This is a genomic window from Phocaeicola sp. ICN-14070, from assembly GCF_037892625.1.
In the GTDB taxonomy this organism is placed as follows: domain Bacteria; phylum Bacteroidota; class Bacteroidia; order Bacteroidales; family Bacteroidaceae; genus Phocaeicola; species Phocaeicola plebeius.
On record NZ_JBBKBF010000059.1, the window covers coordinates 1 to 25,677 of the forward strand.

Annotated in this window: 14 protein-coding genes; 12 read left to right on the plus strand and 2 right to left on the minus strand. The window is 43.2% G+C overall.

Going from position 1 to position 25,677, the window contains the following annotated elements; translation table 11 throughout:
* Window positions 1–1,295: ligand-binding sensor domain-containing protein (locus WKT20_RS14155; protein ID WP_340417533.1), on the minus strand; the 1,295-nt coding region annotated here is incomplete at its 3' end.
* A 600-nt stretch (window positions 1,296–1,895) separates the two neighbouring features.
* On the opposite strand from WKT20_RS14155, the gene WKT20_RS14160 reads away from it, so the two are divergent.
* From WKT20_RS14160 to WKT20_RS14205, 10 genes are all read left to right on the plus strand, one after another.
* On the plus strand, window positions 1,896–4,334 hold the full coding sequence (locus WKT20_RS14160) for a glycoside hydrolase family 127 protein (RefSeq protein ID WP_340417534.1): 2,439 nt from the start codon (window positions 1,896–1,898) through the stop codon (window positions 4,332–4,334).
* Window positions 4,335–4,359: 25 nt separating this feature from the next.
* The gene (locus WKT20_RS14165) at window positions 4,360–7,389 is read left to right on the plus strand and encodes a SusC/RagA family TonB-linked outer membrane protein (protein ID WP_340417535.1); all 3,030 of its coding nucleotides are present in this window, start codon (window positions 4,360–4,362) and stop codon (window positions 7,387–7,389) included.
* A gap of 13 nt (window positions 7,390–7,402) precedes the next feature.
* Entirely contained in the window at window positions 7,403–9,121 is a 1,719-nt protein-coding gene (locus tag WKT20_RS14170) for a RagB/SusD family nutrient uptake outer membrane protein (RefSeq protein WP_340417536.1), read from the plus strand.
* Between the two features lie 37 nt (window positions 9,122–9,158).
* Window positions 9,159–10,169, plus strand: coding sequence for a DUF4859 domain-containing protein (locus WKT20_RS14175; protein ID WP_340417537.1), 1,011 nt, complete (start codon window positions 9,159–9,161; stop codon window positions 10,167–10,169).
* A gap of 85 nt (window positions 10,170–10,254) precedes the next feature.
* Entirely contained in the window at window positions 10,255–11,601 is a 1,347-nt protein-coding gene (locus tag WKT20_RS14180; RefSeq protein ID WP_340417538.1) for a DUF6055 domain-containing protein, read from the plus strand.
* 12 nt (window positions 11,602–11,613) lie between these two features.
* Window positions 11,614–12,987, plus strand: a complete 1,374-nt coding sequence (locus tag WKT20_RS14185) for an aminopeptidase P family protein (protein ID WP_340417539.1) — start codon at window positions 11,614–11,616, stop codon at window positions 12,985–12,987.
* Window positions 12,984–13,892 carry a DMT family transporter gene (locus WKT20_RS14190; RefSeq protein ID WP_340417540.1) on the plus strand — a complete coding sequence of 303 codons (909 nt, stop codon included), beginning with the start codon at window positions 12,984–12,986 and terminating at the stop codon, window positions 13,890–13,892. The genes WKT20_RS14185 and WKT20_RS14190 overlap by 4 nt, the downstream gene beginning before the upstream one ends.
* A gap of 140 nt (window positions 13,893–14,032) precedes the next feature.
* A complete protein-coding gene (locus WKT20_RS14195; protein WP_340417541.1) occupies window positions 14,033–16,756 on the plus strand; it encodes a glycoside hydrolase family 97 catalytic domain-containing protein in 2,724 nt (907 codons plus the stop codon).
* A gap of 96 nt (window positions 16,757–16,852) precedes the next feature.
* Window positions 16,853–19,261: a glycoside hydrolase family 127 protein gene (locus tag WKT20_RS14200; protein ID WP_340417542.1), complete on the plus strand. Its 2,409-nt coding sequence runs from the start codon at window positions 16,853–16,855 to the stop codon at window positions 19,259–19,261.
* Window positions 19,262–19,381: 120 nt separating this feature from the next.
* The gene (locus tag WKT20_RS14205) at window positions 19,382–21,634 is read left to right on the plus strand and encodes a S9 family peptidase (RefSeq protein ID WP_340417545.1); all 2,253 of its coding nucleotides are present in this window, start codon (window positions 19,382–19,384) and stop codon (window positions 21,632–21,634) included.
* A 28-nt stretch (window positions 21,635–21,662) separates the two neighbouring features.
* On the opposite strand, the gene WKT20_RS14210 is transcribed toward WKT20_RS14205, so the two are convergent.
* On the minus strand, window positions 21,663–22,919 hold the full coding sequence (locus tag WKT20_RS14210; RefSeq protein WP_340417543.1) for an alpha/beta hydrolase: 1,257 nt from the start codon (window positions 22,917–22,919) through the stop codon (window positions 21,663–21,665).
* Window positions 22,920–23,075: 156 nt separating this feature from the next.
* Between WKT20_RS14210 and WKT20_RS14215 the strand changes: the two genes are divergently transcribed.
* Together WKT20_RS14215 and WKT20_RS14220 are read left to right on the plus strand one after the other, a co-directional pair.
* On the plus strand, window positions 23,076–24,077 hold the full coding sequence (locus WKT20_RS14215; protein ID WP_118165243.1) for an aldo/keto reductase: 1,002 nt from the start codon (window positions 23,076–23,078) through the stop codon (window positions 24,075–24,077).
* Between the two features lie 148 nt (window positions 24,078–24,225).
* Window positions 24,226–25,527 carry a hemolysin family protein gene (locus tag WKT20_RS14220; RefSeq protein WP_340417544.1) on the plus strand — a complete coding sequence of 434 codons (1,302 nt, stop codon included), beginning with the start codon at window positions 24,226–24,228 and terminating at the stop codon, window positions 25,525–25,527.
* The last annotated feature ends 150 nt before the right edge of the window (window positions 25,528–25,677 follow it).

Sequence of the window (25,677 nt, forward strand, 5' to 3'; positions counted from 1 at the left end):
GTATTATAATTCTTGATTTTTCCTGTTTGTGCATTTAGGACTTGTATACCGTCGCCGTAAGTTCCTATCCATAAATCTTTGCCTACTATGCAGAGTGCATGCAAGTTATGTTTATTCAGCTTTTCTCTTCCGTTAAAATCTATAAATTGCATTGTGGAAGGATTGAAGCAACTTAGTCCTGAATCATCGGATGCAATCCAGATATTCCCGTTTTCATCCTCACAGAAACGGCTGATAATTCGGCTATTGAAGTAAGGAATGTCGCTGGATTCGGAGTAGCCGTTGAACTGTCCGCAGTAGGGGGGAAGATAGCTTATCCCATTGTAATAGGTTCCAATCCATACTCCTCCTTCTCTATCCTTTAACATAGGATAGATAAATTTGTCAGATAATGATTTTTCACTATCTCCGTAGTTATTATAGAGAAAACTTTCCTTAGTAACTGGATTAAATATCGTAAGTCCGTCGTCTGAACCTATAAACAGCAGTTCTGGAGAGTATTCAAGAATGGAATGAATATGTAATATTCCTTTTCCTTCTGTCAGGTATTTCTCTACTTGTTTTGTTTGTGGGTCGAGTTTCCAGAGGCCTTTATCCCAGGTTCCTATCCAAATATAGTGTGAATTGTCTTCCCATAGTGCCATGGAGTAGACGCCTTCTGTTTCTCCTTCAATCGTATAAGTTTCAAATGTGTTGTTTACTTTATTTAGTTTGCAAAGTTGATAGGGGCCTGATAGCCATATATTGTTTTGTTCGTCATTAAGTATACGGATTACAATATTGTCGTTTTGTGGTATTTCAAACTGGGTGAGTTTATCGGTTTGTGTGTTAAATAGAAAGATACCTTGTTTGTGTGTGGCAATCCATATATTTCCAGCTTTATCTTGAATAATATGTGTAATCCATGAAGTGATAGAGGTTTTGTCACTTGTTTGTTTGACAAATGGGGTAAATGTATCTTTAACTTGATTGTAGATGAATACGCCGTTGTCCGTTCCTAACCATAGCTCTTTGTCGGTAGTTTCGCAAATGGTATTGATTGAATTGGCGTGGAAATTGGAATAGAGTGGATTGTTTTTTTGATAAAGGGTAAATTGGTTACCGTCAAAACGGTTTAATCCATTTTCTGTACCTATCCAGATATATCCCTTTTGGTCTTGGAATAAAGTTGAAATATTATTGGATGAAACTCCGTTTTCAATATTATAATGGCGAAAATGGAACTGGGTAGGTAATATAGCATAGCCACATAGGTGGATTGATAGGCTAATGATTAGACAGTAAAAGGATTTCATACGTGTTGTTTTCTTTTTAAATCTTTACAAAGATGACTAAAACATACGAATAAAGCATGTAAAATAGTATAGAAAAATAATGTAAAAGTCTAATTAAAGATTCCGGAGCATTGTCTTGAACTCTCCGGTATATTTTTTAGAAGTCTTCAGCCTATTCCGTCAAATGCTCTGATATATTCTCTGTTTCACAGTGCGGGATTTGTATCCCACACTGTGAAATATATATCCCACACTGTGGTTTTTGTATTTCACAGTGTGAAACAGAGAATTTGTTTCCATATTTCCTTCTTTATCTAAGGATGTGTGGAAGAATTATTACTATGATACCATTCTTACAAGGTGCTGATGCTGTTCAGCTGTCAGTATAATAATGGCGGCAGGAAGAATGAGTGTCTGCATGATAGATGCTAAAATAGTCCTGAAACATACCAAAAAAATCTAATGCAATTATATAACTAATTGAAATATAGTATGTTGTTTTATTTTGGATATACGTAGTATACCGACTATTTTGGTAGTGGAATGGATGATATTTTTATCACTCCAATCTTTAAACTTCTACATTTGCAACAAATGAATAAAGAACCCAATTTATATAATATGAAGAACAAGCTTTTGATATTGATGAGTGGTGTCGCTGTGCTGGGAATCACTTCCTGTACGAAACCGACCTACCAGCAACCGGATGCTCCTATTCAGGAAGTTCCGTTTACCCAAGTACATATTAATGATGGTTTTTGGTTGCCCCGTATTGAAACAAACCGTACGGTTTCTATTCCTTCCGCTTTTAAGGAATGTGAAAAGAATGGACGTTTTGATAATTTCGCCATTGCAGGCGGATTAAAGAAAGGAGAACATCGTGGTGATTTCTCTTTTGATGATACCGATCCGTATAAGGTTATTGAAGGAGCTTCTTATTCATTAGCTGTAAAATACGATCCTCAGCTTGATCATTATCTGGATAGTGTAATCAATATTATTGCAGCAGCTCAGGAGCCGGATGGATACCTGACTACCTGCGTGACAAACAAGTGTTACCGACTTTCTGGCTGGTGGGGACGTTCCAAATGGGAAAAGCTGAACAGTCATGAGTTGTACAACAGCGGCCACATGTATGAAGCTGCCGTAGCACATTATCGGGCTACGGGTAAACGCACATTCCTTGATGTGGCTATCAAGAATGCTGACTTGGTTTGCAAGGTATTTGGACCGGGTGAAGGGCAGAAACATGTACCCTCAGGTCATCCTATCGTAGAAATGGCATTATGTAAATTATATAAGGTAACAGGTGACAAGAAATACCTTGACATGGCCCGTTATTTTGTAGAAGAAACCGGCCGTGGAACAGACGGTCATAAACTGAATGAATATAGTCAGGATCATAAACCTATTCTCCAGCAGGATGAAATTGTAGGTCATGCGGTACGTGCCGGATACCTTTATTCAGGTGTAGCTGATGTGGCAGCCCTGACAAACGATACGGCTTATTTTCATGCGTTGACCCGTTTGTGGGATAACCTGGTGAGCAAGAAATTGTATATCACCGGAGGTATGGGTTCCAGAGCGCAGGGAGAAGGTTTCGGACCGAATTACGAGTTGCAGAATCATACTGCTTATTGTGAAACTTGTGCAGCCATTGCCAATGTGTACTGGAACTATCGTATGTTCCTGGCCACGGGTGATTCCAAGTATGTGGATGTGTTGGAACGTGCCTTGTATAACGGCGTGATTTCAGGTGTTTCTCTGAGCGGTGACAAATTCTTTTATGACAACCCGCTGGAATCCATGGGCGAACACGAACGCCAGCGCTGGTTTGGCTGTGCCTGCTGTCCGGGTAATGTAACCCGCTTTATGGCTTCCGTACCAAGCTATGCGTATGCCACTCAGCAGAATGACATTTATGTGAACCTCTATATTCAGGGTAAGGCAGAAATGCAGGCCGCAGATAATAAGGTAACACTGGAACAGACTACCGAATATCCGTGGAATGGAAAGGTAACCATCAAGGTTACTCCTGAAAAAGAAGGCAAGTTTGCCATCCGTCTCCGTATCCCGGGATGGACAAAAGCGGCTCCTGTAGCTTCTGACCTGTATGCATATACCGATGCGGCCAAGAAATATACATTGAAGGTAAATGGCTCGGCTACACGTGGTGCGGAAGGTGACGGCTACGAAACCATCGTACGTACATGGAAGGCTGGTGATGTAATTGAACTGGAAATGCCGATGGATGTTCGCCGCATCAAAGCCAACGATAAAGTGGAAGTAGACCGTGGAATGGTAGCATTGGAACGTGGACCGATTATGTTCTGTCTGGAAGGAAAAGATCAGCCTGACAGCATCGTATTCAATAAATTTATTCCGAATGACACTCCGATAGAAGCTTCTTACGATGCTAATCTGTTGAATGGGGTGATGGTATTGAAAGGCACTGCGAAGGAAGTTGAAAAGGACGGTACGGTAAAAGATGTCGCATTCAAGGCTATCCCTTATTCTACATGGAACAACCGCGGAGCCGATCAGATGGAAGTATGGATTCCGGAATCAAAAGAATATGCAACTCCAACTCCCGAGCCGACCATTGCTTCAAAGGCACAGACATTCACCTTTCAGGCTGCAATCCAGAAAGATGCGCCTGAGTCGGCAGCAGTGATGTCTTACGCGTGGGGTGTGAACGACCAGTGGGAGCCGAAACGTTCTTCAGATACTTCCAAGCCTTATTTCTACTGGTGGTTGAAGAATGGTACGATGGAGTCTCTGGCCTACGAATTTGACAAACCTTACACCGTATCTAAAGTGGAAGTCTACTGGCTGGATTTTGATCATTATGACGGTGATTTCCGTGTACCGCAAAGCTGGACATTGTATTACAAGTCTGGAAACAGCTGGAAAGAAGTAGAAACAAGTGATAAATATGGAGTAGAAAAGGATAAATACAATGTAGTAAACTTCAAGCCAGTCCAGACTACCGGATTGAAAATCTCGGCACAGCTTCAGAAAGGAGCGTCGGGAGGTATTATTGAATGGAAAGTAGAGTGATTATTAACCCTTAAATACAAACGAAATGAATACACATTTAAATCGCATGTTGTTTAGTCGCGCATTTGTAAAAGTGTCGGCATGTGTGGTGCTTTCTGCAGGTTGTTTACCAATGGCAGCTTATGCGGAATCTGTTGAAGCACCGGTGGTAGAGAGTGTCTTGCAGCAAAAGGCAATCTCTGGTAAGGTGGTCGATTCGAAAGGAGAATCCATTATTGGTGCGAATATTATGGAAAAAGGCACTACGAATGGTACAATTACAGATTTTGATGGAAACTTTAGTTTGAATGTGGCTGCCAATGCAGTACTTCAGATTAGTTATATTGGTTATAAGACGCAGGAAATTCCTGCCAGTCAGTTGAAGGCAGGTGCTGTCATTACCTTGAAAGAAGATACGGAAGTGATGGACGAAGTCGTTGTAATCGGTTACGGTACGCAGCGTAAAGGTGATGTGACCAGTGCGATTTCTTCTGTAAAAGCGGAAGACTTTACAGTGGGTAAAGTGGGCGATGCTGCCGATTTGATTAAAGGTAAGGTTGCCGGTTTGACCATTGCAAAAGGTTCTGGTGACCCGAATGCCACTTCTACCATTCGTTTGCGTGGTGTTATCTCCGTAAATGGTAGTACCACTCCTTTAATTTTGATAGATGGAGTAGAAGGTGATTTAGGAACGGTTGCTCCTGAAAATATTGAGGCTATTGATGTGTTGAAGGATGCTTCTGCCGCAGCTATTTACGGTACACGAGGTGCAAATGGTGTGATTTTGATTACTACAAAAACCGGTAAGCGTGAAGCACATACTACTGCTTCTTATTCGGGCTACGTTTCAGCTTCTCAGTTTGGTAAAAAACTGGAATTTATGACGGCAGAAGATGTACGTGCTGGAAAGACAAACTTTACGGATAAAGGATATGATACCGACTGGCTGGATGCCATCAGCCGGACTGGTTTCACTCACAATCATAACTTTAATATCACGGGTGGAACCAAGCAGACTACTTATTCTGCTGACTTTACCTATCGTAAGGAAGATGGTGTTATCATGAATACCTACGCGGAAGATATGCGTATGCGTTTCGATGTATCACACTGGATGCTGAATGATATGTTGAGGGTGAATTTGAATATGGTGAAGAAATGGCATAAGAATAGTGCGACAAATGCTACTGCTACAGACCAGTCCAATATCTATCGTCAGGCAATCGCCCGTAACCCGACCGCTCCGATTTATAATGAAGATGGTTCCTATAATGAAGACTTCGGGGTTAGTTACTATTATAATCCGGTTGGCATGTTGGAAGAACGTTTGGGAAATTATACTTACGAAGAAACGCGTGCAACTGGTAATATCACTTTTGAACCGATTAAAGGATGGCAGACTAACTTGATGCTGGCTACCAGTCGTTTCGGAGCACATGATAAAGGATATAATACAAGTGAATATTTCGGAAGTGAATTAGGAGGTTATAATGGGTATGCTTATCATACTAATGATGACACACGAACAGATAATCTGGAAATCACTTCAAAGTATGATTTCACAAAAGGAAAACATCGTATGAATGCGTTGGTAGGTTATAGCTATCAGTATTATAAATACGAGCGTAACTATTCAAGCAACTATGACTTCCCTAATGACTTTTTCTTGTGGAATAATATGGCATCTGGTACTTACCTGAAAGAAGGAAAGGCTGGATTGGGAAGTGAAGCGAGTGAAAATACATTGATTGGTTTCTTTGGTCGTGTGAGCTATGCATACGATAACCGTTATAACTTGTTGGTAAGCGTACGTCGGGAAGGTTCATCAAAATTTGGTGCCGACAATAAATGGGGTACGTTCCCTTCTGCATCTTTGGGATGGACTATCAGTAATGAACAGTTTATGAAAGGTCTTACCTGGTTGAATAACTTAAAGTTGCGTGCTGGTTTCGGTATTACCGGTGTAATTCCGAATGATCCTTATCAATCGTTGACACGTTATGCGTATGAAACGTATTATAAAGACGGAGATACCTGGAAGCAAGGGTTGAAAGTGCAGTCTAATCCTAATGCTAAATTGAAATGGGAAAAATCTACGGAATTTAATGTGGGTTTAGACTGGAGTGTATTGGATGACCGTTTGGGTGGCTCTATCGATGTATACAACAAAAAGACTACCGATTTGCTGTTCTGGTACAGTGTACCGACTCCTCCAAACTTGTATAATACGACATTGGCAAATGGTGGCTCCGTACGTAACCATGGTGTGGAAATTGCTATCAATGCCGTACCGGTTCGGACAAAGAACTTTGAATGGAAAACGGTAGTGACATTGGCACATAATGCAAGTAAACTGCTGAGCCTGTCAAATGAGCTTTATGAAACAGACAGTTACATGAATGTAGGTGGATTGGGAGAGCCTATCAGTGTAACTACCCACCGTATGGAAGAAGGACGTCCTTTGGGTGAATTCTGGGGACTGAAATCAGTGGGAGTTTCTGAAAACGGTTTGTTCCTGATTGAAAAACCGGATGGAGAAGTGGTTGAATTTACCACTGCGATGGCACAGGATGATGCTTACAAGCAATATCTGGGTAATGGTCTGCCAAAAGTTTATTTAGGATGGAGCAATACCTTCTCTTATAAAAACTGGGACTTGAGCATGCAGTTTACCAGTCAGTTAGGCTTCAAGATATTGAATGAACCGCGTGCTTATTATGAAAATAACTCCCACGCTTATAACAGACTGAAATCAGTGGAAGAAGCTCCTTATGGTGGTCAGTACACTTTGTCTTCTTCACAGGCTCAAACGTTCGTAAGCTACTATCTTGAGAATGGTAACTTCTTGAAACTGACAAACTTGACTTTGGGCTATACTTTCCCACTCAAGAAAGATAATAAGTGGATTAAAGGTGTACGTGCTTATTTGTCTGGTGATAACTTGTTCTGCATTACAGGATATTCAGGACTGGATCCGGAATTGTCAAATCCGTATCCTACTTATGCAGGAATTGATGCGCGTGACAAATATCCTTCACTTCGTTCATTTACCTTTGGTCTTAATTTAACCTTCTAATATTAAGCTGATTATGAAATCAAAATTATATAAATCATTAGCATGTTCAATGTTAGGTGCAAGTATGCTTACTTTAGGCAGTTGTACCGACTTGAGCGAAACGATTTACAGTGAGATTGCCAGTGAGCAATATGAGTTTTCCGAAAGTGATAACCAGGGCCAGTTTGCTACGGTATATTCTTCTTTACGTGACTTTTACTGGGCATGGTATGGCTATGCGGACCTGGATATCTGTACAGACTTATGGTGTATTCCCTTGCGCCTTGGTGTAGGTTGGGGAGATTTGTATATCAGTTTTCACAAACATGAGTTTCATGCCGGGTTAGGTCACTTGAGTGGTTTGTGGACGAACGGGTATGCCGGAATTACGGCCTGCAACAAGTTGCTGGATCAAACGGAGTCTTTGAAACTGACCGATTCACAGGTTGCTCAATTACGTGCATATCGTGCATTGTACTATTATCTCCTTTTTGATTTGTTCCGTAACATTCCGTTGGAGACTACTTTCTATAACAATCCGGAAGGTTATCAGCCAAAACAGGCTACTCCACAAGAAATGTGGGATTTCATTATTGGGGAATTAAACGATGTGAAAAATGCTTGTGGAACAGATATAAAAGCTGGAAAGAATGGAGAAATGAACAATTATGTGGTGCATATGATTCTGGCAAAAATGTACCTGAATCACAACGCATGGTTCAATAACCATTCGGATAATTCTTATTATGAAAAATGTATTGACGAACTTAAACCAATCTTAGAAGAGAGTCAATATCAGCTGGCACCTAATTATGAAGACAACTTCAAGGAAGACATTACTACTTCTCCGGAAATTATTTTCGGTATTCCGTTTGAATATTTGTATGCAGGTGGTAACTATTTCGCTAATCTTTGGATGAACGAGGCCGGACGTGCTACATGGCAGTTTACAGGATGGGCAACCGGCGGCGGTGGTGCGTTGAACCAGTTCCTGGATACTTATAAAGGTATTCAGGTAGATTATGCTACAAATAAAGCTACCGCAACAGACAAACGATTTGGTTTATGCTGGATTGGTGGTCCGCAGGTGGACTATGCCGGTGAGAAGATTATGGTAGACGGTACTCAGTTGAACTATACATATAATATGCGTAGTATTGATAATCCGGGATGTTATTCAATGGAAGGTTACCGTTTGCAGAAATATGAGATTCTGGAAGGTGACTGGGGAAGTTCATACGATGATATTCCGTTCTTCCGTCTGGCCGATGCCAAAATGATGAAAGCAGAATGTCTGCTTCGTTTGGGCGGATATAAAGGTGAGACAAAAGAAGATGCTGCAGAACTGGTAACAGAAGTACGTAGACGTGCCTTTGACAATGAGGCTGATGCGAAGCGTACTGTGGCAGACCTGGAAGGAAATAGTGTATATAAGTATGGCTACTGGGAAAACACAGCCAAGCAAGACGAAAGTGATAATATCACAAGCGAATTGGATACTAATGGTGATATTGAATTAGGAGGATTGCTGGATGATTTGGCATGGGAGTTTGTAGCTGAACACCATCGTCGTCAGGATTTGATTCGTTTCCGTCTGAAAAATAATCCTCAGCAGAATGTGTATAACGGTAAATCTTGGTTCTGTAAGAAAGCGATTACCGGTAATGGCCATGAGGCAGATATTTTCCCGATTTATCGAGATATTTTGAATGGAAACGTGAACTTGGTACAAAATCCTGGATATTCAGAATAAGGAAAATAAACGTGATTGAATTATAAAATATGAGATTATGAAAAAAAATATATTATCAATATTTTGTTGTTTGTCGTTGTTAGCACTTGCTTCATGTAGTGACGATTATAACGATGCTTCAACAAAACATGTATATGGGGAAAATGAGGACCCTTATTTGAAGGTAGATGAAGACGCTCAGATTACTCAGACTGCAACCTTCAAGATTAATATCGCCTCTTCTACTACTCAGACTGTGGTCAAATTGGAGGACTATGCCGAACAGTTTGAAACTCAACTGGGAATGAGTGTAGATGGAGTGTTGAGCGGTTTAGACGATGGAAGCGTAGTTTTTTATCCGATTAATGCCTCTCGAAACAAATGGACGAAGACTGCTTATACAAAGGATGATTCAGGCTGGTATTTTAACTCAGCCAACCAGCCTTGTGCGGCAGATGATGCAGACCGAAAAGCAACTGTTACTTTGGATAAAACAGCCAAGTCATTAATAGCTGCGATTACTCCGGAAGCGGGTGGAGGAACTTCTTTGCAATTGAATGTCGGTTTTGCGAAAAACGGTCCAGATTTTGACGATTACGTTCGTTTTACATTTAATCTGTCAGTAGACGATCCGACATACATTTATATGGATTATACCTTCTCTTATGATGGAGCCTATACCATTGAACTTCCGGAAGATTACGCAAGTAATATCGAGGAAGTCTTTGGGATGGGTTTCAGTGAATTTAATGATGCGTTAAATGCGGGAGAAATTCAGTTTGCACTGGCCGATCCGGCTACACAAGAATGGATTAATAAAGGAACTCCTGCAACGACATATTATACAAATTTAGCGGGACAGGTTACTCAGGCAGATGCGGATGATTTTGCGGTTTCAGCTGCGTATGAAACGAATTCGAATGGAGTTGAATCTTTAATCTTTAAGTATAATAATACATTGGCTGAAGGTACAACCGGACAAATTTGTGTAGGTTTCGTTGACAAGAATGACGAGGGTAAAGCAATGAAATTTATGATTAGTTATTATATTGGCGCATTAGGAAAGTAGTGACGTTGTTTTAATAATAGTAATGAAGAGAATCCTGCTATAAGTTGAATAGTGGGATTCTTTTTTTAGAATTTATTGTATGCTTATGAGATATATTGTTGCTTGTCTTTTTGCGGTATGGGCTTCTGTTGTTTTTTCTCAATCGGTATGTCCCGTTGATTTATGTAACAATAAGTTGAGGGGTAAGGAAATCTACATCCCCAAAGACTTGCAGGGGATGGACCTTCAGAATCCAGAATCTAAATGGAGCTATCACCGGATGTGCTGTACGGATAATGTGGTGGTGTTCTGGGAGAAAGGTTTCGGCAACGATCTGGCCAATCCTCCTCAGTTGGAAGGGCATGACATGCATGTAGATTTGAATAACCTGACGGATAAACTGGAATACTTCTACACGTTCTTCCGTGATTCTTTGCAGTTCACAAAACCGGGTTCGAAAAGTGACCGTTACCGGATGATGGTGATGATTAATTATTCACTGGAAGGAACGGCCTACGGAGGTGATTATGACCAGCAGATTGGTGCACTATGGGCGGCTCCTAATCGTATACAGGATGAGAAATTGAACTGCGTGGCACATGAATTAGGACATAGCTTTCAGGCACAGATTTCGTGTGACGGAGAAGGAGAGGCCTGGGGTGGTTCTGGCTTTTTCGAAATGGCATCGCAGTGGATGTTATGGCAGGTGAATCCGGACTGGCAGACGGATGAACGCTATCACTGGGAAGCTTTTACAAAGTTGACGCACAAGGCTTATCTGCACTTGGAGAATATTTATCACTCACCGTATATTCTGGAATATTGGGGGATGAAGCGAGGACGTCCGATTATTGCAGAGCTTTTCCGTCAGGGCAAGAGAGGGGAAGACCCGGTGATGACTTACAAGCGCATGACGGGATTGTCGCAGGAAGCTTTCTGTGATGAGATGTTTGATGCCTGCCGGCATTTGATTAACTGGGATTTTGACAGGGTGTGGAAAAATACGCGTCCTTATGCGAACAAGTACACTTGCAAGTTGACATCTCAATCGGATGGATGGTATCAGGTGGCCACCGAAAATTGTCCGGAGAATTATGGATTTAATGCCATTCCGTTGAGGGTGCCGGAACCGGGAACAAAGGTGGAGTTGCAGTTTGAAGGATTAAATGGAAAGCAAGGCGGATATGTATCGGTACATCCGGAAAAGGCCGGTTGGCGATATGGGTTTGTAGCCGTCAAAGCTGACGGGAAGAGTATATATGGTGAAATGTCTGCCGATAAGAAAGGAAAACTCACTTTTAAGGTGCCTGAAAACGAGAAGTTAGTATATTTGTGGTTAGTAGTGATGGGGGCACCAGAGGAGCATTGGATGAATCCCTCACCGGAAAGTGGGGAAAAAGATGCACAGTGGCCTTATCGCATCAGACTGAAAGGAACGGATTTAAAGAACTAATTTTATTGGGGTATGTTTGCAAAAGAAACGTATGTCGCTCGCAGGCGGCAATTAAAGGAGAGCATAGGCTCCGGTTTACTGCTCTTTTTAGGGAATGACGAGTGTGGAATGAATTATGAAGACAACACGTATAATTATCGGCAGGATTCTTCATTCCTCTATTTCTGGGGATTGTCATACGCTGGTCTGGCGGCTGTAATTGACATTGACGAGGGCCGTGAAATTATTTTTGGTGATGAACTGACTATTGATCATATTGTATGGATGGGAACGCAGCCAACTTTACACGAGAAGGCACAGCGGGTGGGAGTGACGGAAACCTTGCCACTGGCTGAACTGAAGAAGTACGTAGAGAAGGTGGTGGCACAGAAGCGTACGGTGCATTATCTTCCACCTTATCGGGCAGAACATCGCCTGAAGCTGATGGACCTGTTAGGGGTGAAGCCGGGAGCAGAGATGCCTTCTGTTCCGTTTATCAAAGGGATTGTGAATCTGCGGAATTATAAGACGGAAGAAGAGATTGCGGAGATTGAACGTGCATGTGATGTGACAGCTGAAATGCATCTGGAGGCAATGCGTGTGCTGCGTGTCGGGATGAAGGAGCATGAAGTGGCTGCGGCATTGGAGGCAGTGGCTCAGGCGCATGGATGTAACTTGTCTTTCCCGACCATTGCTACGGTATGCGGACAGACTCTTCATAATCATTATCATGGGCATACGGTAAAGGAAGGGGATATGTTGCTGGTGGATGCCGGAGCTGAGACGGCCATGGGGTATGCAGGTGATATGTCTTCTACCATCTGTGCCGGAAAGAAATTTACCAGTCGTCAGAAGGATATTTACGACATTCAGGTGGCTGCGCATCAGGCGGCGGTGAACGCCTTGAAGCCCGGTGTGTATTTCCGTGATGTGTATGATTTGTCCTGCCAGGTAATTTGTGAAGGCTTGAAAGGGCTGGGACTGATGAAAGGAAATCCGGCAGATGCGGTAGAACAGGGAGCACATGCCATGTTCTTCCCTTGCGGACTGGGGCACATGATGGGACTGGATGTGCATGATATGGAAAACCTCGGGGAGGTATGGGTTGGCTATGACGGACAGCCTAAGAGTACGCAGTTCGGGCGTAAGTCGTTGCGCCTGGCTCGTAAGCTGGAACCGGGTTTTGTGTTGACCATTGAGCCGGGTATTTATTTTATTCCGGAACTGATGGATTACTGGAAAGCAGAGCATCGTTTTACCGATTTCATCAATTATGAGAAACTGGAAAGTTACCGGGACTTTACGGGGTTGCGTAATGAGGAGGATTACCTGATTACGGCTACCGGAGCACGAAGACTGGGTAAGAAGATTCCTTTGACAACGGAAGAAGTGGAGGCAATGAGATGACGAACGATAGTAAAGCGATTGCGTGTGCCTGTGTGGCGGTGTTGAGCTGGTCGACAGTGGCCACGGCTTTTAAGATGGCCTTGCGTTATCTGACGCATTTTGAGATGTTATGGGTGGCCAGCCTGACTTCACTGGTGATATTTGCGGTGTTGCTGACTGCACAGCGGAAATGGAGATTGCTTGGGAATCTGACAGGGAAACAATGGTTGTATTATGCCGGACTGGGACTGCTGAATCCGGTGGCTTATTACTTGGTGCTGTTCAAAGCATACGACTTGCTGCCTGCGCAGGTGGCGCAGCCTATTAATTATGCCTGGCCGATTGTGCTGCTGATTTTGTTGGCTTTATTTGCTGGACAACCTATACCTAAGAAGAAATACATCGGTATGTTTGTTTCTTTGGCTGGAGTCGCATTGATCTCAATCGGTACCGGATTTAACGGGGAGATGAGTGTATCAACGGAGGGATTTCTGCTGGCGGCACTGAGTGCTGTGCTGTGGGCTACCTATTGGATGCTGAATAACCGGAATAAAGTACAGACGGATGGTAGTGTGGTTTTGTTCCTGACCTTCTTGTTTGGTTCGGTTTATTTGTCAGTGGGAGCTTTGTTCTGTGGGTTGAACTTGAGTTCGCTAACCGGTGTGTTGTCGGGTATGTACGTCGGAGGATTTGAAATGGGAATTCCTTTTATTTTCTTCGGACTGGCCATGCGGAAAACTTCCAATCCGGCTTTGATAAACCAGTTGTGTTACTTGTCGCCCTTCATGTCATTGTTCTTCATTTCGGTCGTGCTGGGCGAGCAGATTGTGTTTACTACTTACATCGGACTGGTGATGATTGTGCTGGGAATTGTCTTCAATCAGTATTTCGTAAAAAGTCCCAAGCAGGCAAAAATCGTCCAATAGGATGAAAAAATAGTATAGAATCGCCTCTCCTGAGTGCAGGAGGGGCGATTTTGGGATAATATTGTTATCGTTTCAGACTTCAATGGCAGAGAGTTATCTGTTTATCTTTTTTCTTTGCAATTGGAAAAATATTCTATGATATGAAAAATACATCGTTAATCGTAAGTGCTGTTTTATGGCTTTGCAGCTGTCTTTCCATGATGGCAGCCGGAAATAAAGTATATGTGGTGCAGTCGCCCGACAAGCAGGTGAAAGTGGAAATTTCTGCGGGTACGGACGGACTGATTTATTCTGTATATCATAAAGACTCTCTTATTGTTGTTGATAGTAAATTAGGGTTAATTCAAGAAGGAAAGACACCTGCTTTGGCGGGTGGGGCGAAAGTGATTTCTGCCAAAACTAAAAAGATTTTTCAGGACATTGATGCACCTTTTTATCGCTTCAAGTCGTTTCAGGCAGTTTGCAATGAAATGAACTTGAAGCTGAAAGGTGAGTATGGAGTGTATTTCCGTGTCTACAACGAAGGAGTGGCTTATCGTTTTTATACCTCTTCCAAAGAGGACTTGATTATCAAAAATGAGATTGCGGAATTCCGATTTGCCGGTGATTATACAGCTTATTTACCGTATTCTACGAATAAGGAAAAACCGATGGCAATGGCTTTTCAAAATACGTATGAGGTGAAACCGTTGTCAGAGGCTCCACAGGAACTGGCTTTTTTGCCGGTAACGGTGGACTGCAAGCAGGCGAAGGTGACACTGCTGGAGTCGGACTTGGAAGCTTATCCGGGAATGTTTGTGCAGCCGGATGGAAAGCAGGCATTGAAAGGTGTGTTTGCTCCTTATCCGAAAAAGACGGATTTCTATCCTTGGCGCAAGCAGGAGTATGTGACGGAAACGGAGGACTACATTGCACGCGTAAAAGGAAACCGTACGTATCCGTGGCGTATCCTGGCTATAACGGAAAAGGATACAGAAATGCCGGTGAATAATCTGGTATATGCGCTGGCTTCTCCTAATCGCATTGGAGATTGTTCTTGGGTAAAGCCGGGTAAGGTAGCATGGGACTGGTGGAATGACTGGAACCTGAAAGGGGTACCTTTCAAAGCAGGTATCAACATGGATACATATAAGTATTATATTGATTTTGCTTCCCGGAACGGGTTGGAATATGTCGTATTGGACGAAGGTTGGTATGACCCGAAGAGTGGGGATATGCTGACAGTGATTCCTGAACTGGATTTGCCGGAATTGATTCGATATGGAAAGAGCAAGGGAGTGGAGCTGGTACTCTGGACGGTGTTCAATGTGCTGGATTCACAGTTGGATGAGGCTTGCCGGAAGTATGCTGAAATGGGAATCAAAGGCTTTAAGGTGGATTTCCTTGACCGGGATGACCAGACTGCGGTGGAAATGATTTATCGTATTGCGGCAAAGGCGGCAGAATATAAACTGATATTGGATTATCACGGTATCTATAAGCCAACTGGTTTGAATCGTACCTATCCGAATGTGGTAAATTATGAAAGCGTGTTTGGTATGGAAGAGATGAAATGGAGTGAGGTGGAGAAGAATATGCCGCTTTATGATGTGACTTTCCCGTACATCCGTTTGATGGCTGGTTATGTGGACTACACACCGGGAGCTATGCGGAACTTGTCGAAGCGTGATTTCCAGCCTATGTATTCCAGTCCCGCCAGTATGGGTACACGCTGTCATCAGTTGGCTGCTTACATTGTGCACGATTCACCGTTTACGATGTTGTGTGATGCACCAACAAATTATTTGAAAGAGCAGGAATGTGTGCATTTCATCAGCTCAATTCCGGTGGAGACAGATTCTACCTTTATTTATTCGGGCAAACTGGGTGAATCGATTGTGACAGTTCGCAAAAAAGATATTAACTGGTATATCGGAGGTATGACAAACTGGGATGAGCGCGAGGTGACACTGGATTTCTCCTTCTTGGGTGAAGGAGAGAAGTACCAATGTACTTTGTTCAAGGATGGTGTCAATGCGTCTCGCCAGGCAGAAGATTATGTGAAGGAAACTTTTGTGGTAGATGCCCATACCAAACTGCCTATCCATTTGGCTTCTGGAGGAGGATTTGCCTTGAAACTGGAACGTACTTTTGTAACGGAAGTGAAACCTTCGGCTGTGCCTGAGGGAAAAGGAATCCCTTCTTTCTATAAAAAATACCTGGCAGTAGACGGATTGTATATTGTGTCATCTGATAAGGTACGTGATGAGGCTTTGGAAAAGGCGTATGAGATTGTTTCGCTGATGCTGGCGAAGCGTCCGGATGTTAAACAGTACATGGTGAGCAAAGGCTGTCATGTGATGATTATCGGGGAGCACGAAGAGGTGTGTGATTTGCCGGAATATGCGCATATCTGCAACACACCGGAGAATATCGCTTTCTGGAATAAGCGTGCCAGAGGTTTTGGCGGTGCTCCGGAAGATGATTTTTCGGCCAGCTGTGGAGAAGAGAATATGCTGGCTTTCCCAGGTGACAAGTATGTGGGAGAAAATATCCTGATTCATGAGTTTGCACATTTGTTCCATACCATTGGTATTGTAGGTGTAGAACCTGATTTTGATGACCGTTTGGAGAAGTGCAGACAAAATGCCATTGCCAAGGGATTGTGGAAGGATACGTATGCTATTTCAAATAAAGAAGAGTATTTTGCAGAATGTGTGCAGTCGTTCTTCAACTGTAACCGTTATTCGGAGACTCCGAATAAAGTACACAATGCCATGAACCGTCGTACGAAATTGAAATCGTATGATCCAGACATGTATCAGTTGCTGAAAGAGTATTTTTATGAAATTGAAATACCTATTTTTAACGAGGTTCATCCATAATGATAAGGAATGGTACCAATACAATTTGTAGCTTTGGGGGAGAATCTCTTCTTGAAAAATAAACGGAAATAATAATCTATAAATATGAGTAACACCATGAAAAAATTTGTGATTTCTGCTCTGCTTTTTTCGTTGATAGGAGGTGGGGCATACGCGCAGAAGAAGGCTTCTGCACACGGCTATCCGATTGATCCGGTTCCGTTTACTTCGGTAAAACTGACGGATTCTTTCTGGGGACAGCGTTTGAAAGCCAGCCGTGAAGTAACTATTCCATTGGCTTTTAGCAAATGTGAAGAAACCGGACGCTACAAGAACTTTGAAATGGCAGCTCATCCGAGTGAAAATAATAAGGTGACAGGCTATTCATTTGATGATACGGATGTGTATAAGACTATTGAAGGAGCCAGCTATCTGCTTCAGACTTATCCGGATAAGAAGCTGAAGAAATACATTGACAGTGTGCTGGTAATTGTGGCTGCTGCGCAGGAACCTGACGGCTATTTGTACACTTCACGTACCATGAATCCTAAACATCCACATGAATGGGCTGGTAGTAAACGCTGGGAGAAGGTGGAAGAACTGAGCCATGAGTTCTATAACTTAGGTCACATGGTAGAAGGTGCTATTGCACACTATCAGGCTACGGGACAACGGAATTTCCTGGATATAGCCATTCGTTATGCAGACTGTGTCTGCCGGGAGATTGGTGACAAACCGGGACAGCAGGTACGTGTGCCAGGTCATCAGATTGCAGAAATGGCATTGGCTAAACTATATCTGGTAACGGGTGACCAGAAATACCTGGATCAGGCTAAATTCTTCCTGGATAAGCGTGGCTATACTTCTCGTCGGGATGAATACAGTCAGGCTCACAAACCGGTAATTGAACAGGATGAGGCAGTAGGACATGCAGTACGTGCAGCGTACATGTATTCTGGTATGGCCGATGTGGCTGCCCTGACAGGTGATACAGCTTATATTCATGCCATCGACCGTATTTGGGATAACATTGTATCTAAGAAATTGTATATTACCGGAGGTATTGGTGCGACAAATAACGGGGAAGCTTTCGGAAAGAATTATGAACTTCCTAATATGTCGGCTTATTGTGAAACTTGTGCGGCTATCGGTAATGTATATATGAATTACCGTTTGTTCCTCTTACACGGAGAGTCCAAGTATTACGATGTGCTGGAACGTACCTTGTACAATGGATTGATTTCAGGCGTATCTTTGGATGGTGGCGGTTTCTTCTATCCGAATCCGTTGGAGTCTATGGGCCAGCACCAGCGTCAGCCTTGGTTCGGTTGTGCTTGTTGTCCGTCTAATATCTGCCGTTTCATTCCTTCTGTTCCGGGCTATGTTTATGCAGTAAAAGGGAAAGATGTATACGTAAACTTGTTTATTGCTAACAATGCTACTTTGCAGGTAAACGGAAAGAAGGTTACACTTTCACAAACCACATCTTATCCATGGAACGGGGATATTACATTGGCCGTAGACCGTAACTCGGCTGGACAGTTTGCCATGAAGATTCGTATTCCGGGATGGGTACGCAATCAGGTAGTTCCGAGTGACTTGTATACTTATACCGATGGTGTGCGTCCGAAATACAGTGTGAAGGTGAACGGTGAAGAAGTGAAATCAGACTTGCAGAAAGGTTACCTGACTATCGACCGTAAATGGAAGAAGGGAGATAAGGTAGAAGTTCACTTCGATATGAACGTGCGTACGGTAAGAGCGAATGGAAAGGTGGAAGCTGACCGTGGTCGGGTATCTGTAGAACGTGGTCCGATTGTATATTGTGCAGAATGGCCAGACAACGATTTTGACGTTTTGAGTGTATTGATGAACCGCACTCCGAAATTTGAAGTTGTAGAAAAACCGGATTTGTTGTATGGTATCAATCAGATTAAGACTCAGGCTCAGACATTGGAATACGATGAATCAGGCCGTCTGGTCGCAAAAGATCATACATTGACTATGATTCCTTATTACGCATGGGCACATCGTGGAGCGGGAAATATGGCTGTGTGGTTGCCGAATGAAGTAAGTGCTACTCGTCCGGTTGCTATCCCGACATTGGCATCGAAGAGTAAGGTAGATGCCTCACATAAAGTTACCTCATTGTCTTCTATTACAGATGGGCTGATTCCCAAAGATGAGAATGACCGTACAATCCCGTATTATCATTGGTGGCCGAAAGAAGGTACTACAGAATGGATTTCATACGAATTCCCGGAAGAAATGGAAGTTTCCACTTCTACGGTGTATTGGTATGATGATGCTCCTTGGGGAGGTTGCCGTGTACCGAAGTCTTGGAAAATCTATTATAAGGATGCTTCAGGCAATTGGGCTCCAGTTCAGAATATTACAGCGTATGGGGTCCAGAAGGGTAATCCCAATACCGTAGACTTTGAACCAGTGAAGACAAAGGCCGTGAAACTGGAGGTGGTACAGCCGGATAAGAATTCTTCTGGATTGTATGAGTGGGAAGTGAAATAACCATGATAATTAATAGATAATAATGCAATCAGATTCGGGACTTTGGGTTTTCTTTGGTATGACTGGAGAAAACCTGGGGTCCCGAATTCTCTAATATCATAGAATAGAATGGAAAATAATATGTTTAAATCAGGTGTTTTGCTATTTGCATTAGGAAGTATGTCTTGTATCTCACTTTGGGCACAAGGCACGGTAGAAGATTACAACCGTGCGTATGCGCTGCGAGAGAAATACAATGCCAAGCACGTGCTGTATGCAGGTGTGGTTCCGCATTGGGTAGATCAGACTTCTGCTTTCTGGTATGTACGGCAGACGGAAAAGGGAAAAGAATATGTGAAGGTAGATGCTGCATCGAAAAAACGTACGGCATTGTTTGACCAGCAGAAAATGGCGGTTGCTTTGACAGAAAAAGCAGGACGTGCAATAAATGCCTATAATCTTCCGCTTCAGAATTGCCGGTTAAATATTTCATTAGATACGTTACGCTTCCAATTGGACGGGAAGTTTTGGGCTTACAGCATCAAAAATAACCGTTTGTTGGATGAAGGAGCCATACCTCCTCGTGGAAAGGAACGTCACTGGATGGAAGTAGACGATGAGAAAGAAGGGCGCCCGGTTACCTCACCGGATGGTAAGTGGACCGCTTTTATCAAAAATGACAACGTATATGTTCGCGAAGTGGCTACAGGCAAAGAGAAGCAGCTGAGTCAGGATGGAACGTTGAGTAATTACTATTCTTCGTATATCCAGTGGTCGCCCGATTCCAAGTCGGTGGTATCTTGTCGGATTCGTCCAGCAGAAAAACGTTACGTATATTATGTGGAATCTTCTCCTGCCGATCAGGCACAACCCAAATTGCATAAGCAGGAATATGCAAAACCTGGAGACGAGCTGCGTTTCAAGGTGCCTTGTATTTTCGAAGTAGAATCCGGCCGTCGTTTGATTCCTTCTACGGAGCTGTTCAGCCATCAATATGAATTGTCTGGTCCGATGTGGAATGCGGATAGTAAGGCCATTACTTTCGAATACAATGAACGTGGGCATAAAGTATATCGTGTGTTGGAAATGTCGGCAGTGGATGGCAGTGTGCGTACGTTGATTGAAGAAAAGGAAGAAAAATACGTGAACTATCTTCGGATTTACCGTAACTATCTGAGCGATGGCAAGCGGATTATCTGGTCAAGTGAGCGGGATAATTACAACCATTTGTATCTCTACGACCGGGCTACCGGAAAGCCTTTGCATCAGATTACGAAAGGTGAGTGGTATGTTCGTGGAGTGCAGCATGTGGATGAGGCCAATGAAGTGATTTACTTTTCGGCCAATGGTATGAAAAAAGGCGAGGATCCGTACTTGATTCATTATTATAAAATCAATTTTGATGGAAGTAACCTGGTGGAACTGACTCCGGAAGAGGGAATGCACCAATGCTGGTATTCATCCGACTATAAGTATCTGGTAGATGTGTATAGCAAAGTAGACCAGGCTCCGATTGCTGTGCTTCGTGATGCAAAGAACGGAAAAATCCGTATGCAGCTGGATAAAGCCGATATTTCTGCTTTGCTGGCCAATGGCTGGAAAGCCCCGGAAGTATTTTCTGCCAAAGGACGTGATGGAAAAACGGATATGTGGGGAGTGATTTATCGCCCGTCTAACTTTGATCCGTCGAAGAAATATCCGGTAATTGAATACATTTATTCCGGACCGGGTGACCAGTATGTACCAAAGACTTTCTCTTCTTATAACTGGTGGATGACGTCGCTGGCTGAACTGGGATTCATTGTGGTACAGGTAGATGGTATGACCACTTCTTTCCGTTCGAAAGAATTTGAAGAAGTTTGTTACAAGAACCTGAAAGATGCCGGATTGCCCGACCATATAGCCTGGATTAAAGCTGCTGCGCAGAAATATCCTTATATGGATATTGACCGGGTAGGAATTTTCGGTTGCTCTGCCGGAGGACAGGAGTCTACCGGTGCTGTGTTGTTCCATCCGGAATTCTACAAGGCTGCCTATTCGGCATGTGGATGTCACGACAACCGTATGGATAAAATCTGGTGGAATGAACTTTGGATGGGATATCCGGTAGATGAATCCTACAGTGCTTGTTCCAATGTAGACAATGCTCATCTGCTGAGTCGTCCGTTGATGCTGGTCGTAGGCGAACTGGACGATAATGTAGATCCTGCTTCTACCATGCAGGTGGCCAATGCTTTGATAAAAGCCAATAAAGATTTTGAACTGGTAGTTATCCCGGGAGCTCACCACACGATGGGAGAGGACTTTGGCGAACACAAGCGTTATGACTTCTTTGTCCGCCATTTGATGGGAATCACTCCTCCCTCATGGGATAAAGTGAAAACAGGAAAATAACTTGTGGCAGGTCAATGGGTCATTCATTTCAGTGAATGGCCCATTCTGCTATATCTTTGATTACTTTCTCCGACACCCGTCCGGGGTGATTGTATTCCATAGGGGTGGACTTCCCGGTGCCTTCCATGAAACAATGGTTTAAAGACGGATACGACCGGAAAGTTACGTTGGGTTTACCGAACATTCCGAGTTTCCACATGGCAAAATCCTGCATGGTTACCTGATAATCGCGTTCTCCCTGTAAAAAGAGCATGGGGATAGTCAGCGAATGGGCTGTCATGACAGGAGCGTACTTGTCCAGATAGTCCCAGTAGGCTTCAGGAGCGCTGGCCTTGATTTGCTGATATTGCTGCATGAGGAGTTGTTCGTCAGTATCTCCGTTCAGTGAAGCCAGATAGTGCAACTGTTCTTTAAGGATGTCATCTTGCGGACGGGAAGGGGCAGCCAGCAGGATAAGACCTTTTACGGAAGGACAACGTGTAGCAATGAGAGGAGCCAGTAATCCTCCCAGGCTGTGCCCTGCAATGAAGACTTTCTGCGCGTCAACAAACGGAAGGGAGGCTGCAAGCTGGCTGGCAGAGATGGCGTCTTCTATCACTTCCTCTTCTGGAGTAATATCCTTTCCTTTTGGAGAAGCCGATTTCCCATACACATACGTACGTTTATCATAACGTAGAACGGCTACACCTTGTGAGGCTAATCCCCAAGCCATATCCTGATAAATCTTGTTGGGGCCGATTTGTCCGTCCTTATTATGAGGTCCCGAGCCTTGTAATAAGATTACGATGGGAAGATTGTTTTTTCCTTTAGGCCGGGTGATGACGCCAGGCAGTTTGTACGTACCGGTGACAACCTCTATGGGTGATTCTTCCAGGTGAATACTGTCGAAAGGGATTACTTGTGGCTTTTCTTCGGCTGGAACAGGCAGCAGGTGAAGTCCGTTTACTTTTCTTTCCTGATTGAATGCGACCATAAAGCGTATAGGGGCACGTTCAAATTTCAAGTCGCTGTAATAGACTATTGTTCCGCCAATGGCATCTTGCTTCCATTCTTTTTCTTCCACCAGCGTTCCGAGCTGTTGCTCCATTTGTGACCACATATTGTTTAATTGTGACAGGGGAACTGCTTGTTGCATTTTAGCGTCGAAGCAAGCGTATATACTGTCACTTTGTGCATTTTTCATCCATTGCAGAATCTGTTGTGCACGTTGCATATTATTCTGCTGGGCATGAGCCTGCAGGCAGGCTGCCAGTAATGCGATAGAAAGCCATTGTATATTTTTCATATAGGATAATAATTTGAAGGCTAAGATAATAAAAGTCTGTAATAACTATGTCGTGTATAGCTTGGTTTAGGTCAGGAGTAGAGAATTTTTAAAATAAAAGATTATTTTTGTCATTGATATGATAAAATAAAGTTGTACGCCTTAAAATTAAATCTAATGATAGAACCTGTTTATTCTGCTGCTGAAAATCGTTACGAATGTGGTATGCAGTATCGCCGTGCCGGGCGTAGTGGAGTGATGCTGCCCGCCATTTCTTTGGGATTATGGCATAATTTTGGTGATGTAGATACACTTTCACTTAGCCGGAAAAAATTGCACTATGCGTTTGATCATGGAATTACACATTTTGACTTGGCTAATAATTACGGACCTTCTTATGGCTCAGCCGAAGAAACCTTTGGACAGATTATGAAGTCATCGTTCGCTCCCTATCGGGATGAGTTGTTTATTTCCACGAAGGCGGGTCATGACATGTGGCCAGGCCCGTATGGCAACTGGGGTTCCAGAAAACATCTGATGGCCAGCTTGGATCAGAGCTTGAAGCGGATGAATCTGGATTACGTGGATGTATTTTATTCTCATCGGTATGACCCGGATACGCCGTTGGAAGAAACTCTTCAGGCATTGGTTGATATTGTACGCAAGGGAAAGGCTTTGTATGTCGGCCTGTCTAAATACCCGTTGGATGCCTATCTGTTTGCATGTCATTATCTGAGAGAACGGGATGTGCCTTGCCTGCTGTATCAGGGACGGTATAGTATGCTGGTACGCGAACCGGAATCTCAGGGGATATTGAATGCCGTGAAGGAAAATGGAAGTGGGTTTGTGGCTTTTTCTCCTCTGGCACAAGGCTTGCTGACTAACCGTTATCTGAACGGTATTCCGGATGATTCTCGTATAGCAAGGGGTGGCTTCCTGAAAAAAGAGGCGCTTACGCCGGAAGTGTTGAGTAAGATACAAGCTTTGAATGAACGGGCGGCTATGCGTGGACAGTCACTGGCCGAAATGGCTCTGGCCTGGTTGTTGAAAAACGAAACTGTGACTTCTGTGATTGTAGGGGCCAGTTCGGTTGAACAGCTGGGAGATAGTTTGAAAACTTTGAATCATCTTTCATTTGAAGAAGAGGAACTTCATGCAATCGAAAAAATTCTGATGTAGCCGGCTAACTTCATGTGTGTAAGGTGAAAAGGGAAATGAAAAAAGTGAGTAGCCTGTTTGTTAAAACAATATAATTATAGGCAGCTTACTTTTTTTGCTATGAACATTCATATAAATTTGTTCCTCTGAAACACACTCGTTTTTATATATGGATGAAATAATCATTATTATCGGGTTGATAGTACTGAACGGTATTTTCGCCATGTCTGAGGTGGCATTAATATCAGCCCGAAAATCCCGGTTGTCGACAGATGTAAAAAAAGGGAATAAATCTGCTCGCGTAGCATTGAAACTGGCAGGGGACCCAGATCGTTTTCTTTCTACAGTTCAAATTGGTATTACATTAATCGGTATTCTGACCGGTATCTATTCGGGTAATAAGATTGCGGTCGACCTGACGAATCTGCTTATCTCATGGGGAGTTGCTTCTTCTTATGCTTTTGGACTGGCACAGGGAATAATTGTAGTGATAGTAACTTTTCTTACTATTATTTTTGGTGAGTTGGTGCCTAAACGTATTGGTATGAGCATGGCCGAGAGAATGGCTAAGCTGGTGGCACGGCCTATGAATGTGCTGGCAAAAGTGGCTTTACCCTTTGTCTGGCTGTTATCTAAGAGTACGGAAGCAATCTTTAATCTGTTGGGTATCAAGGATACCGACAGTAAAGTGACAGAAGAGGAAATCAAGTCTATTATCAAAGAAGGAGCTGATGATGGGGAAGTACAGCCTGTGGAACAGGACATTGTACAGCGTGTATTCTTGTTGGGCGATTTGAAAGTAGGCTCCATTATGACGCATAAGAGTGACATTGTGGCGCTTGAGAGTGGAATGACGGCGGCTGAAGTGAAAGCAGTACTGGTGAACGAATTGTATGAGTTTTATCCGGTGACGGAAGATGGTGACCTGGATAGGGTGAAAGGGGTAGTAAACCTGAAGGATTTGGTATTACATCTTTCTGAAGCGAATTTCAATCTGCCGGCTCTGACGCATGAGGCTACATTCTTTCATGAAAACATGAATGTGTACAAGGCTCTGGAGCAGATGAAGGCCCAGAAGATAAGTCGTGCTCTGGTTTGTGATGAGTTTGGAGCTTGCGTGGGAATTATCACCTTGCGTGACATTCTGGAAGGCTTGGTCGGTTCTATGGACGATGCTGGGGAGGAACCGGATATTATCAAGCGAATCAATAAGGATGGCTGGCTGGTAGACGGGCAGTGTCCGTTGTATGATTTCTTGTGCTATTTTAATCGTCAGGACCTCTTGGAAGATGTAGACTATCATACGGTAGGAGGGTTAATTCTGCAGCATTTACAGCATATACCACAAAGTGGAGAAACGTTGGAGTGGAATAATTTTGTATTGGAAGTGGTGGATATGGATGGAGCTCGAATTGACAAAGTGTTGGTTACCATTCCTTCTACGGAAAATGAGGAAGAATGTGAATTCTAATTTTTGAATTTTGGAAGAATAGTGAAAAAGTCTTTTGGATTATCCCAAAAGACTTTTTCACTTTGTTGTTAACCCCTTTGAATATTTCGCCCTGGTGGTTAATGTATGTTGTAAAACATTGTTTTTTAGCTTTAGGTTTTGCTGTTTCAG